The organism is Pseudomonas sp. YH-1, assembly GCF_051990045.1.
In the GTDB taxonomy this organism is placed as follows: domain Bacteria; phylum Pseudomonadota; class Gammaproteobacteria; order Pseudomonadales; family Pseudomonadaceae; genus Pseudomonas; species Pseudomonas nicosulfuronedens.
On the sequence record NZ_CP178184.1, the window covers coordinates 6,467,502 to 6,480,210 of the forward strand.

The 12,709-nt window shown below is 64.9% G+C and carries 13 protein-coding genes; 4 read left to right on the forward strand and 9 right to left on the reverse strand.

Annotated elements, in window-relative coordinates; translation table 11 throughout:
* Positions 1–101: 101 nt before the first annotated feature.
* Together ACKI1H_RS29975 and ACKI1H_RS29980 are read right to left on the reverse strand one after the other, a co-directional pair.
* Positions 102–1,472, reverse strand: a complete 1,371-nt coding sequence (locus ACKI1H_RS29975) for a DUF1329 domain-containing protein (RefSeq protein WP_138522056.1) — start codon at positions 1,470–1,472, stop codon at positions 102–104.
* Between the two features lie 22 nt (positions 1,473–1,494).
* Entirely contained in the window at positions 1,495–3,303 is a 1,809-nt protein-coding gene (locus ACKI1H_RS29980) for a DUF1302 domain-containing protein (protein ID WP_138522058.1), read from the reverse strand.
* A gap of 304 nt (positions 3,304–3,607) precedes the next feature.
* Here ACKI1H_RS29980 and ACKI1H_RS29985 point away from each other — a divergent pair, with 304 nt between their 5' ends.
* The 3 genes from ACKI1H_RS29985 (at position 3,608) to ACKI1H_RS29995 (ending at position 6,296) form a co-directional block, all read left to right on the forward strand.
* Positions 3,608–4,360, forward strand: a complete 753-nt coding sequence (locus ACKI1H_RS29985; protein WP_440468930.1) for a helix-turn-helix domain-containing protein — start codon at positions 3,608–3,610, stop codon at positions 4,358–4,360.
* 113 nt (positions 4,361–4,473) lie between these two features.
* Positions 4,474–5,895, forward strand: a complete 1,422-nt coding sequence (locus ACKI1H_RS29990) for an NAD(P)/FAD-dependent oxidoreductase (RefSeq protein WP_440467214.1) — start codon at positions 4,474–4,476, stop codon at positions 5,893–5,895.
* Between the two features lie 53 nt (positions 5,896–5,948).
* On the forward strand, positions 5,949–6,296 hold the full coding sequence (locus ACKI1H_RS29995; RefSeq protein ID WP_253451500.1) for a cupin domain-containing protein: 348 nt from the start codon (positions 5,949–5,951) through the stop codon (positions 6,294–6,296).
* A gap of 205 nt (positions 6,297–6,501) precedes the next feature.
* Here ACKI1H_RS29995 and ACKI1H_RS30000 read toward each other — a convergent pair whose 3' ends face one another.
* The 5 genes from ACKI1H_RS30000 to ACKI1H_RS30020 form a co-directional block, all read right to left on the reverse strand.
* On the reverse strand, positions 6,502–7,269 hold the full coding sequence (locus ACKI1H_RS30000) for a crotonase/enoyl-CoA hydratase family protein (RefSeq protein ID WP_440467215.1): 768 nt from the start codon (positions 7,267–7,269) through the stop codon (positions 6,502–6,504).
* A 124-nt stretch (positions 7,270–7,393) separates the two neighbouring features.
* Positions 7,394–8,305, reverse strand: coding sequence for an SDR family oxidoreductase (locus tag ACKI1H_RS30005; protein ID WP_138522068.1), 912 nt, complete (start codon positions 8,303–8,305; stop codon positions 7,394–7,396).
* Between the two features lie 112 nt (positions 8,306–8,417).
* Positions 8,418–8,711 (reverse strand): hypothetical protein, encoded by a 294-nt coding sequence (locus ACKI1H_RS30010; RefSeq protein WP_138522070.1) that lies wholly within the window; start codon positions 8,709–8,711, stop codon positions 8,418–8,420.
* A gap of 99 nt (positions 8,712–8,810) precedes the next feature.
* Positions 8,811–9,689 (reverse strand): alpha/beta fold hydrolase, encoded by an 879-nt coding sequence (locus ACKI1H_RS30015; RefSeq protein WP_138522072.1) that lies wholly within the window; start codon positions 9,687–9,689, stop codon positions 8,811–8,813.
* The gene (locus ACKI1H_RS30020) at positions 9,689–10,471 is read right to left on the reverse strand and encodes a class II aldolase/adducin family protein (protein WP_440467216.1); all 783 of its coding nucleotides are present in this window, start codon (positions 10,469–10,471) and stop codon (positions 9,689–9,691) included. Before ACKI1H_RS30020 ends, ACKI1H_RS30015 begins: the two co-directional genes overlap by 1 nt.
* Positions 10,472–10,905: 434 nt before the next feature.
* Between ACKI1H_RS30020 and ACKI1H_RS30025 the strand changes: the two genes are divergently transcribed.
* Positions 10,906–11,619 carry a WbqC family protein gene (locus ACKI1H_RS30025; RefSeq protein WP_440467217.1) on the forward strand — a complete coding sequence of 238 codons (714 nt, stop codon included), beginning with the start codon at positions 10,906–10,908 and terminating at the stop codon, positions 11,617–11,619.
* 3 nt (positions 11,620–11,622) lie between these two features.
* Here ACKI1H_RS30025 and ACKI1H_RS30030 read toward each other — a convergent pair whose 3' ends face one another.
* Both ACKI1H_RS30030 and ACKI1H_RS30035 read right to left on the reverse strand, forming a co-directional pair.
* Complete coding sequence (locus ACKI1H_RS30030) at positions 11,623–12,309, reverse strand: LrgB family protein (RefSeq protein ID WP_064979867.1); 687 nt, start codon at positions 12,307–12,309, stop codon at positions 11,623–11,625.
* Positions 12,296–12,673: a CidA/LrgA family protein gene (locus tag ACKI1H_RS30035; RefSeq protein ID WP_138522076.1), complete on the reverse strand. Its 378-nt coding sequence runs from the start codon at positions 12,671–12,673 to the stop codon at positions 12,296–12,298. The genes ACKI1H_RS30030 and ACKI1H_RS30035 overlap by 14 nt, the downstream gene beginning before the upstream one ends.
* Between the last annotated feature and the right edge of the window lie 36 nt (positions 12,674–12,709).

Consider the following 12,709-nt stretch of genomic DNA (forward strand, 5'->3'; position numbering starts at 1 on the left):
GCCCCCAGGCCCGAAATAGAGGCTGCGCAACGTGCAGACGGCGGAAAAAAAGAAACCCGGCATCCACGAGGAATGCCGGGGCCAAGGAGCGGAGTGTTACGTCAGCGAACGCCGGCGTTACGCAGTGCCGCCGGGGTGAAGTCGGCCATGCTGGCCTTCTGGCCGAACTGGTAGCCACGCTTCTCTTCGTTGTTCAGGCCGAAGGTCACGTAGCGGCCGGCGAGGATGTCATACAGCGACTCGGCGGCGTAGCCAGTGGCAAGCTCGGTGTAGAAGGTCATCTCGTGGCCCTCGCCGACGCGCCAGAGTTGCCCGCGACCGTCATACAGCTCGGATACCGCGATCTGCCAGCTGTCCTCGTCGAGGTAGAAGTGGCGCTGGCCGTAGATGTTGCGCTCGCCGGACTTCAGCGTGCCCACCACTTCCCAGACACGGTGCAGTTCGTAACGGGTCAGGTCCTGGTTGATGTGACCCGGCTTGACGATGTCGTCGTACTTGAGCTCCGGCGAATTCAGGCGGTAGCTGTTGTACGGGATGTACATCTCGCGCTTGCCCACCAGTTTCCAGTCGTAACGGTCCGGGGCGCCGGAGAACATGTCGTAGTTGTCCGAGGTACGCATGCCGTCGGAGGCGGTGCCCGGACCGTCGTACGCCACCTGCGGGGCACGGCGCACGCGGCGCTGACCGGCGTTGTAGATCCACGCCAGGCGGGGCTCCTTCACCTGGTCCAGGGTCTCGTGCACCAGCAGGACGTTACCGGCCAGGCGCGCCGGGGCCGTTACCTGCTGCTTGAAGTAGGTGAGGATGTTGCCGGTCTTGCCGGCGTCCTGGTCCGTCATGCTCTGCGGCACCGCAATCGATTCTTCGAAGCGGATCGGCGTGTAGCTGCCATTGGTCTGCGGCACCACCTGCACAACGGTGCGGGAGATATTGCCGCCGTGGTAGCGGGTCAGGTGGTTCCAGAGTGCCTGTACGCCATTCTTGGGCAGCGGGAAGGCGTAGTAGCGGCTCTTCTCGAAGTTCTCCAGGCCGTTACCGTCGTTGATCGGCTGGACAAACTCGGCACTGCGCTTGATCGCGGCGTAGATGTCGTCAGGCAGCGCAAAGGTACGGTGGGTCTTGTAAACCGGGATCTTGTAGCTGTCCGGGTAGCGCTTGAACATCGCCAGCTGGCCGGCGGAAAGCTTGTCCTTGTACTGGTCGGCGTTCTGCGCGGTGATGGTGAACAGCGGTTTCTCACCGGCGAACGGGTCGGAGAGGAAGCCCTTGCTGTCGAGCTTGCCGGCGGTGCGGGAAATGCCGCCGGTCCAGGCCGGAATGCTGCCATCGGCGTTGCCTTCCTTCTGCGAGCCCATGGGCGTCAGCGTCGTGCCGAGCTTGGCCACATCGTCGGCGGACGCCGCCGCCATCACGCCACAGGACAGCAGGCTCAGGGCCAGCGCGCCGCATTGGAGGATTCTTGTCGTTCTCATGTCGATTCCTTGAGCAGGCAGGTCAGAAGTTCACGCCGAAGCTGAGCGAGAGGAAGTCCCGGTCGACGATGGTGTTGTAGTCGCCGCCGAAGAAGTTCGTGTAGTTCAGGCTTGCGGTGTAGGTGTTCTGGTAGTCCGCATCGATGCCGACGCTGGCAGCCTTGCTGCCTTCGTTGAAGACCGGGCCGTAGCCGTTCACGTCATGGGACCAGGCGATGTTCGGCTTGAGGTTCACCCCGGCGAACACGTTGTTGTAGTCCCAGATGGCGCGGGCGCGATAACCCCAGGAAGACGAGGTATAGAAGCCGCCGCTGCCGTACTCCGCATCGGCCGCCGCATTCTCCGGCACGCCGTAGACCGAGTCGCGGCCGTAGCGCTCGCCGACCTTGTTGGTCATGCCGCCGACGTAGGTCACGCCAACCTCGCCGACCAGGGTGAGGCGGTCAGCGCCCATGGTCTGGTCGAAGAAGTGAGTGAACGTGGTCTGGGCCTGGGTCACTTCCTTGCGGATGTAGCCATGGCTGATCTGGTTGGCCTCAGCCAGGGCGCCGGCGACGCCACCGGTGGCGAAGCCACCGGCCACAGTGGTGGCGAGCAGCGGCGTCAGGTCGGTGGTATTGAGCTGCAGCGGCATGTTCGGCCGGTAGCTGATCTCGCCGTTCCACGCGGTCCCGGTGGGCAGGGTGGTGGAGAAGCTCAGGCCGTAGAGACGGATGTCCTCAGGGTATTCGAGGAAGTAATTGCCGCGCCCCAGGAGGATCGGCTGAGCCAGCGCCGAAGCACCCGCACCGATAGCGCGCAGGGCATTGCCAATGTCAGCGGCGCCTGCGTTCTTCATGCTCACGATGGGCGTGCGGCTGTGGTAGTTCATGGCATACGCGCCGTACTCCACATCATCGCCCAGCCAGCGCAGGGCCAGGCCCCACTGACCGGAGTCACGAGCGTCACGGTCAGCGCCGCGCGGCACCATCAGACCCTCGGGGGTGACGGTAACGTTCAGCGAGTTGAGTAGCGCCTTGGTCGCCGGAGCATTCAATGCAGTGACGGTGTTCTTGTCGAGGATGTTGTAGTTGGTCTTGCAACCGTCAGCGGCGACGTCGGTGGTGGAGAAGAAGGTGCCGCAGTTGTCGAGCACCGTCTGGTCCCACTCCAGCTGGTAGAAGCCTTCCACGGACAGGCTGTCGGTGAGGCTCTGCGACAGATAGAGCATGTTCACCGGGATCAGGCCTTCCTTGATCTCCGAACCGGGACGGCGGAAGGCGGACACGTCGATGGGGTTGATGGCATTGATGCTGTTACCGATGAAGGTACTTTCACCCCAGCTCACCACCTGCTTGCCCAGGCGCACGGTGCCCGGCAGTTCGGCGATGGAATAGTTGTAGTAGCCGAAGGCATCGAGCAGCTGTGCACCGGAAGCCTTGGCGCCTTCCTTGCGGCCATCGTCGGACAGGTCCTTGAAGGCCACGCTTTCGTCCTTCAGGCGGAAGTCGTACCAATACTTGCCACGGGTGAACACGCCGAAGTCCCCGTACTTCAGCTCCAGGTCGTGGATACCCTTGAAGATCTTCGAGAAGGTATGGCCCTTGCGGAAGTTCTGCCGGCCATCATCGTTGGTCTGGGTCATCCCGTGACCGCCGTTGGCGGAGCCGATCAGGTCCTCTTTCGGACTCTGCGTACTCCAGCTGGCCCCCACAGACAGGCTGGAATCGAACTGTCCTTCGATCTCCCCGATGTTGAAGTTGATTGCCTGAGCCTGGGTGGCGCATCCCAGGGCGACAGCAGTGGCGAGAAGTTGCGGTTGGAAGAATCCGCGCCTTGTTTTTGTTGTCATGCGGCTCTCCTGACGGTGTCTAGGTGGCCTTACCCTACTGAGCGACCTGGCGGGGAGTAAGCGCTCCAAGGTGGTATTTGGCGTGTCGCCCGAAAGAGTGAATCCCCCCTCTGGGACGGGCTCTGTCGGGCGATATTGGTGCAGGCGATGACGGATCATCGAGACGATGGATAGTGCCTTGCACCCGGCAGGTGCTTTGCCACTACCCGAGAAGCGCCGTCTGGGGCATGCTTAGCCCCCTATGCATGCCATCGACCAACGCCCGACCGACAGCCACCTCACCGAGCAGACCCGCGAGGTGGTGCTGCGCTACCACCAGTGCTGGAAGCTCCGCGACCTCGAAGCGGTGCTCGCGCTGTATCACCCGCAGGTGCAGTACAACGACTTCTTCCAGAACCGCACCCTGGGTTACACCGACCTGCGCGACTATGTGCAGGCGACCATGCCGAGCCGCCCGGAAGAATTTCTCGACCACATCGACCGCATCCGCGTGGATGGCGACACCGCCTTCATCCAGTACCGCATCGCGGTGACGCTGAGCGGGCGCCTGGCGACCTTCCACTCCAGCGAAGCCATCACCGTCCGTGACGGCCTGATCTGGCGCATCAACGAATACGCCTCGGTGGTGCGCGAAGGTGGGGAAAGCCGCCCCCAGACCATCGATCCGCGTCCGGCAACCAGCCGCCTGGGGCTCTCGCCTCGTCAGCTCAGCCAATTGGCCAGCGACCTGGAAGACTATTTCAGCAAGAGCCAGCCGTACCTGGCGCCGGACCTCGACCTCACGCAAGTGGCCACTGCCACCGGCTATACGCGCAACCAGATTTCCTACCTGCTCAACCAGGTGATGGGGCTGAGCTTCTATCAGTACGTCAACCAGACGCGCCTGACCCACCTGCTCAACCAACTGCACCCGCCGCTGCCTTCACGCATCGACGAACTGGCCTTCTCTGCTGGCTTCAACTCGCTCTCGGCCTTCTACCGCTGCTTCCGCCAGCAGACCGGCCAGTCTCCCCGCGAATACCTGAAGCGCCTGCGCGAAGAACAGCAGGGGGCCTGATCCGCCCCTGCCGGCGGGTACGCGAGCAATCCTCGCGTACCCGCGCGCACGACAGAACCCCGCGCCAAATCTAGGCTTGCCGACATTCCCCCTTCTTCCTTTTGGAGTCGTCTATGTCGGCATGGCGTCATATCAGTCTGTGGATGAACCAACTGGACGACGATCTCGTCCCACGGCCATCCCTGCAGGGCACCCTGGACGTCGATGTGGCCATCGCCGGCGCCGGCTATACCGGCTTGTGGACCGCCTACTACCTGAAGCTGCGCGCACCGCAGCTGAAGATCGCCATCGTCGAGGCCGAGACTGCCGGCTTCGGCGCCTCGGGCCGCAACGGCGGCTGGCTGATGGGCAACATGCTCGGCGAAGACCGTCTGCTCGCCGGCCTGTCGCCCGAGCAGCGCCGCGCGTCCTACGACCTGCTGCACGACATCCCCGACGAAGTCGCCCGTGTGCTCGATCGCGAAGGCATCGACTGCGACTACCGCAAGGCCGGCGTGCTCTACACCGCCGCGCGCTATCCGGAACAGGAAACCCGCCTGCGCGAGTACCTCGCCCACTTGCACGCCGAAGGCCTGACCGAAGACGACTACCGCTGGCTGAGCAAGAGTGAGCTGGCCGAGCAACTGCGCATTCCCAGCGCGCTGGGGGCCATCCACACCCCGCACTGCGCCACCATCGATCCAGCCAAGCTGGTCCGTGGCCTGGCCCGCGCCGTGGAGCGCCAGGGCACGTCGATTTTCGAGAAAAGCCGTGTCACCCACTGGGCACCGGGTCTGCTGCGTACCGAACAGGGTGAACTGAAGGCGCAATGGGTGGTGCCGGCCATCGAAGGCTACGCCGCCGACCTGCCGCCGCTGGGCAACTACCAATTGCCGGTGCAGAGCCTGCTGGTGGCCACCGAGCCGCTACCCGAATCGGTGTGGGCGGAGATCGGCCTCGACAAGGGCCAGGCCTTCAGCGAGTTCAGCCGCCAGGTCACCTACGGCCAGCGTACCCCGGACAACCGCCTGGCCTTCGGCGCCCGTGGCGGCTATCGCTTCGGCGGCAAACTGCGCAACGACTTCAGCCTGACCGAAGATGAGGTCGGCCTGCGCCGCTACCTGTTCAGCGAGCTGTTCCCGCAACTCAAGGACGTGCGCATCACCCACACCTGGGGCGGCAACCTGGGCATGTCGCGGCGCTTCCACCCGCACATGCTGGTGGACCGCCGCAACGGCATCGCGCTGGCCGGCGGCTACGGCGGCGAAGGCGTCGGCGCCACCAACCTGGGCGGCCGCACCCTGGCCGACCTGATCCTTGGCCAGGACAGCGCCCTCACCCGCCAGCCGTGGGTCATCAACGACCGCAGCGTGCAGGACGGCCTGCGCGGCTGGGAACCCGAACCCTGCCGCTGGCTCGGTTACAACGCCATCATCCGCAGCTTCGTGCACGAAGACGATGTGCTGGCCAACCCCCACAGCGCGCCCTGGCGCCGCCGTCTGGCGGAGAAAGTCGCCGCCAGCATGGAAAACCTCATGACCTGGAAGGTTGGCTGAGCGCCGGCTCGGCACCTGGACAGAAAGCATAGAAAGCCCACTGGAGCCCCCGTATGAAACTGACCCACCTGAAAGACACCCTGCACGCCCAACTCGGTGAAGCCAACCCGGTAGCCGTGCCCCTGGGCGAGCCGATCTCCGAGACCCGCGTGGAATCCATCGAGCGTACCGACCGCGTGGAAACCGGCATCTGGGAATGCACCCCCGGCCGCTGGCGCCGCCAGATCGTCGAGCAGGAGTTCTGCCACTTCATCGCCGGCCGCGGCACCTTCACCCCGGACGGTGGCGAGCCGATCGCCTTCCAGGCCGGCGACGCCTTCCTGCTGCCGCAGAACAGCCTGGGCATCTGGGACATCCAGGAAACCACGCGCAAGACCTACGTGATCATCGAACGCGATTGATCGGCCGGCGGGGACGTGGCGAAAGTCCGGCGTTCGCACTTTCCCCTCTCCCTAACCCTCTCCCTGAAGGGAGAGGGAACTGTCCGGAGTGAAGCGTCACCCTTTTCTCGCCGAGAAACGCAGTGCGATCCGTTGGCACGGATAGCTCCCTCTCCCTTCAGGGAGAGGGCTGGGGAGAGGGTGCCATCCGACGCACCCAAACTCGTCAGAATTTTCCATGCCGCCCTTCCCCCTCGGCGAAACGCTTCGCCCCATCCACCGTCTCGCCGCTTTCGATCACCGCCATTCCGCCCTGGAATTCGTTGGCCAGCGCCACGTCGAACGACAGGTTCCACTGCGCGAAGACACTGTCACGATCAGCCAGCATGCAGCGCTGCGGAAACTCGGCGATCTCCCGCGCCAGTTCCTCGGCCGTTTCCAGCGCCTGCCCGCTGGGCACCACGCGATTGGCCAGGCCCATGGCGAGAGCTTCCTGCGCGCCCACCGGGCGACCGGTCAGGATCAGGTCCAGCGCCCGCCCCTGGCCGACGATGCGTGGCAAGCGCACGGTGCCGCCGTCGATCAACGGCACGCCGAAGCGCCGGCAGAACACCCCGCAAACCGCGTCTTCGGCCATCACGCGAAGGTCCGCCAGCAGCGCCAGCTCGAGTCCCCCGGCGACGGCATAGCCCTCGATCGCGGCAATCAGCGGCTTGGACAGTTGCATCCGGCTCGGCCCCATGGGCCCGTCACCCTCCATTTCCAGGCGGTTGCGCCGCTCGCCACCTTCGGCCACCGCAGCCAGGTCCGCCCCCGCGCAGAAGGTACCGCCGGCGCCGGTGAGCACGGCGACACGGGCTTCCCCGTCCTGCTCGAATTCTCGCAAGGCATCGGCCAGCGCCTGGGCTGTGGGCAGGTCCACGGCGTTACGCACCGCAGGGCGGGCGATGACCAGGGTGGTCACCGGGCCGTTCTTCTGGATTATCACGCTCATGGCGAACTCCTCGGGCCGGGAAGCGGAAAAGCAAAGGGCCGGCTTTGAGCCAGCCCTTTCACCTTACTGCGTTCGCCGCCGAGGAACAGCCCCGCTGGCCGTTCCGCCGGTCAGGCTGGCCGGATCAACCGGCGTATTTCTGCAGGTTGGCCATCATCTCGCGCAGCGCTTCGACGTTGTCCTTGGGATGCGCAGCGTTCTCGAAGTCGCAGATCTGCGCGAAGTTGGCTGCCACGTCCTCGACGCTGAAGCCCTTGCGCGGGTCAAAGCCCACGCCCAGGCTGCGCTCCCAGCGCACCTTGCCGATCCAGCCGCCGCCGACTTCGAACAGGCCGGAGGTTTCCTGGCACGCTTCGCTGCCCAGGTACACCACCAGCGGGCTGACCAGTTCGGGCTTGAGCGCCTCGAACACCTGCGGCGGGATCAGGCCTTCGGTCATGCGGGTGCCGCCGGTGGGAGCGATGGCGTTGACGAAGATATTGTTCTTGCGGCCCTCGATGGCGAGGTTGCGGGTCAGGCCGTAGAGTCCGAGCTTGGCCATGCCGTAGTTGCTCTGGCCGAAGTTGCCGTAGATGCCGGAGGTGGACGAGGTGAAGATCACCCGGCCATAACCCTGCTCGCGCATGAACGGCCAGGCGGCGCGGGTCACCTTGTAGGCGCCTTCGACGTGCACCTTGTAGACCAGGTCCCAGTCGGCGTCTTCCATCTTGTGGAAGGTCTTGTCACGCAGGATGCCAGCGTTGTTCACCACCACATCGATGCGGCCGAATTCCTCGACGGCCTGGCGGACGATCTTCTCGCCATCGGTCACCGAGTCATGGTTGGCGATGGCGATGCCGCCGGCTTCGCGGATTTCTGCCACCACGCGGTCGGCAGCCGAGGCGTTGGCGCCTTCGCCATGGGTGCTGCCGCCCAGGTCGTTCACCACTACCTTCGCGCCGTACTTGGCGAACAACAGGGCGTGGGCACGGCCGATGCCGCCACCGGCTCCGGTAACGATCACGACTTTTCCGTCGAAGTGCAGGGCATCACTCATGATTGGGGCTCCAGACAGGATGGTTTTTCCCGGAGTGTCCGGCAGTCACGATCCGGTCACAACCAAGACGACCAAGGCTGAATGGTGCCCGATAAGGCCAGGGGATGATCCGTCAGCGCATCGGCAGGTTCAGCTCCGAGCGCGGCCCGAGCTTGAACAGCCACCAGTCGTACTCGCTCCAGAACAGCAGCAGGCCGAAGGCCGGCAGCAGCGCCAGTGCGCCCAGTGCGGCCGGCACCCAGTCCTGCGTGAGCCAGGCGTAGTAGCCGCCAGCCGCGCAGATTGCGACCAGCACCAGCAGCACGGGAATGGCGACGAAGACGAAGTCCCGGCGCAGGTGCAGCAGCGCCCGGTACAGCAGCGAACCCTGCGGCTGGCGGACGGGAATGACGGATCTGAGTGGCATGGCAGCGACCTCCGGCTGGACAAAGCCGGGCAAGCTACCGCTGCCACGCAGGACCGATCTATCAGCCAGTTCCGAATCTACAGCCAGATCGGTCCGTACCTACGGCGCCCTTTCCTGACGGAACGCCAGATAGTGTTGCAGTACCTGCTCCGGCGCCTCGACCTGCGGGTAGTGGCCGATGCCGGGCAACTCGACGGTATCCGGCTGCGGGATCAACTCCCGGTAGCGAACCACCATGTGCGCGCCGGAGATCGGGTCTTCCGGTCCATCGATCAGGCGCAGCGGTACCGAAGTGCGCTGCATTGCGCCCACCCAGCGCTCGCGGTGCTGGCGACGGTCGAGGATGTAATGGATCAGCCGGTGCATGACGCGCGGCCCGTCGTTGTGGCGGATCAGCTCCCAGAAGGCATCGAGCTCCGCCTCCGACGGCTGGGTCTGTGGGCCGAACACCTTGGCGAAGTTCTGCGCCAGGCGCTGGCGGTCGAACAGCCGGCCGAACAGGAAACCGAACGGGCCGAGCAGCAGCTTCTGCGAGAGCACCGCGCGGTGGGTTTCCGGGAACAACCCGCCGTTGAGGAAGGCCAGCGAAGCCAGATTGAAGGCGCCCTCCTCGTGCCGCGCCAGCAACTCCTGGCCGACGCTGTTGCCGTAGTCGTGCACCAGCAGGTGAACCGGCTCGCGCACGCCCAGGTGCTGCAGCAGCGCCTGTTGCAGGTCGGCCTGTTCGAGGATGCGGTAGTCGTGCCCCCTGGGTTTGGCGGAATCGCCGAAACCGAGCATGTCGCAGGCGATCACCCGGTAGCGCTCGGCGAGCGGCTGCCAGAGGTAGTGCCAATCCCAGGAGGCAGTGGGGAAACCGTGGATCAGCAGCAGCGGAGCGCCGCTGCCGGCGCTCCAGTAACGTACTGCATGCCCTCGGAAGGTGAAGTCACAGCCCTGCGCGCGCCAGTCGCGCAGGGCAATGCCGGCCAGGGCCATCAGTCGCGGTAGCCGGGGTTCTGCAGGTCCAGCTTGCGCAGCAGTGCCGGCCACGCCAGCGCACCGCCCATGCCCTGTTTGCTCTTGGTCACGGCGGCGGCCATGGCGCGGGCGCCATCGAGGATCTGCTGCGGGATCAGGATCAGTTCGGCGCCACCGCCCTGGGCCAGCACCTGGATCTCACAGGCGCGCTGCAGGGTGAACATCATCAGGAAGGTATCGGCGATGGTGCCCGAGCAGGTCAGCAGGCCGTGGTTGGGCAGGATCATGAAGTTGGCTTCGCCCAGGTCAGCCTGCAGGCGCGCCTTCTCGTCATGATTGAGCGCCACGCCCTCGTAGCCGTGATAGGCGAGGCTGGATAGTACGAACAGCGACTGCTGGGAAATCGGCAGCAGGCCCTGCTTCTGCGCAGACACCGCAATGCCGGCGGCGGTATGGGTGTGCAGGACGCAGGCAACGTCGTGGCGCACATCATGGATCGCGCTGTGGATGGTGTAGCCGGCCGGGTTGATGTCGTACGGGCTGTCCATCAGCTTCTTGCCCGAAGCATCCACTTTCACCAGGCTCGACGCGGTGATCTCGTGGAACATCATGCCGTAGGGGTTGATCAGGAAGTCCTCGGTGCCGGGGACCTTGGCGGAGATGTGGGTGAAGATCAGGTCGTCCCAGCCCTGCAGGGCGATCAGGCGGTAACAGGCGGCGAGGTCGACGCGGGTCTGCCATTCGGCGGCGGAAACCTGGTCCTTGACGTTCACGGTGGGCAGCGGATGAGCGGCGTGCATGGTCGGTAGCCTCTTCGTTGTTGTTGTTCGAAGGCGCAGTCTAGTCAGCGCAACGGGCCAAGGACTGTCACGGAACTGACAGTTGACTCTGGCAGTGTCTGGCGAATGTTCCCCTATAAGCGCAGGCCGATAACCAGCCTTGCGTCAGCGGTTTCCCCACCTATAGTGGCGGTAGTTGCTGCCCGCGGCGCCTGATCGATTCGACGCCCGGCAACTCCCTCCAAAAGCGCTATCCAGACAGTGCAGCAGCCAGTTCGCACGTCAGGGCTGGCGGAAGCGTGCCCATTGCCAAGACCTGCCAAGACCTGCCAAGACGCCGCAACAGGCGCCCTCGATCCACCTGGAAACATTTCGCAATATCTTTCGCAGTGCCCTTCTCAGGCAGTACCCGGGAGTCGGGAGGAGACTCCAGTTCGGCCAACGAGGCAGCCGACGTGAAACGAACCGCCATCATGCAGCCCTATTTCTTTCCGTACCTGGGCTACTTCAGCCTGATCAAGCACACCGATCTGTTCGTGCTGTTCGATACGGTGCAGTACATCCATCACGGCTGGATCGAGCGCAACCGCATCCTCAAGCAGCAGGACGGCTGGCTGTATATCCGCGTGCCACGGGTCAAGCACCATCGCGAGACACTGATCTGCGACGTGCAGGTCGACAACCGTCAGGACTGGCGGCGCAGCCTGTTCTCCCAGCTGGACGTATACCGCAAGGTAGCGCCTTACTACCGTGACGTGCGCGAGATGATCGCAGCATCCCTCGACCACCCATTCCAGGACATCGTCTCGCTGAACAAGGCCACCCTGGAGGCGACCTGCGCCTACCTGGGCTTCCCTCGGCAGATGCCGGTGCTCTCGCGTATGGACCTGTCGATGGAGCGACCGACCGCGCCGGACGAATGGGCGCTGAACATCTGCAAGGCGCTGGGGGGCGTAGAGGAGTACTGGAACCCGCCGGGTGGGCAGAGCTTCTTCGACCGCAGCAAGTACGACGCCGCCGGACTGACCCTGCGCTTCCAGGAACCCAAGCTGGTGCCCTACGAACAGAAGCGCCCGACCTTCGAGGCGGGCCTGTCGATCATCGACGTGATGATGTTCAACTCCCCCGCCGACGTCTCGCGCATGCTCGATGCCTACGAGCTGAGCTAGGCCTTACAGACACCACGCGAGGACCGGCGCCATCAGCAGGTTGAACAGCCCGGTCAGCACCATCAGCAGCCCTGCCGCCGACCCTTCCTCCCCGCCGAACTCATAAGCCCGGCTGGTGCCCGCACCGTGGGCGCCGACGCCCAGCAGTGCGCCACGGGCCAGGGCGGAGCGCAGGTGCAGCATCTTCATCAGCACCCCGCCGATCAGCGCGCCGAACACCCCGGTGATCATCACGAAGGCCGCGGTCAGCGCCGGCACGCCGCCCAGGTCGTGGGACATTTCCATGGCGAAGGGCGTGGTGATCGAGCGCGGAATCAGCGACAGCGTCACCTGGCCGTCCAGCGCCAGCGCGTGGGCCAGCGCCCAGGAACTGCCGATGGCCATGGTCGAGCCGGCCAGCATACCGGTCAGCAGCGCCGGCCAGTGGCGGGCGAGTAAAGCTCGTTGCTGCCAGATCGGGATGGCGAAGGCCACGGTGGCCGGGCCGAGCAGCGCCACCAGCCAGCTGGTGTCACGGGCGTAGTCGGCATAGCGGGCCTGCATCGGGATCGCCAGGGCGAACAGCAGCACCGGCACGAAGACGATGGGCGACAGCCAGTACTGCTGAAAACGGCGGTAGAGGGTACGGCTGAGCAGGTAACCGCCCAAGGTCACGGCCAACCAGAACAGCGCTTGCTTATCGAGGCTCATGGCGCGAACTCCTGTTGCACATCCATTCCACCGCCAGCGCGGTGGAGAGCATCACCATCACGGTGCTGGCGGTGATCACCAGCAGAATCTTCCAGCCCTCGCTGCGCAGCAGCGGGCCGTAGTCCAGCAGGCTCATCAGTGCGGGGATGAAGAACAGCAGCATCTCCGCCAGCAGCAGGCCGGCGCCGCCCTGCAACAGGGCCGGTCGGATGGCACCGCAGGCGAACAGCACCAGCAGCAGCGCCAGCCCGATCACCCCACCCGGCAGCGGCAGGCCGGTCAGCGTGGCGATCCAGCCGCCCAGCCACCAGAAGGCGACCAGCACGGCGATTTCGAAAATGAGGCGGGCGGCGCGGCGGAACATGGCGGCGATCTCGAAGTGTTGAGCGGATGAAGAAAT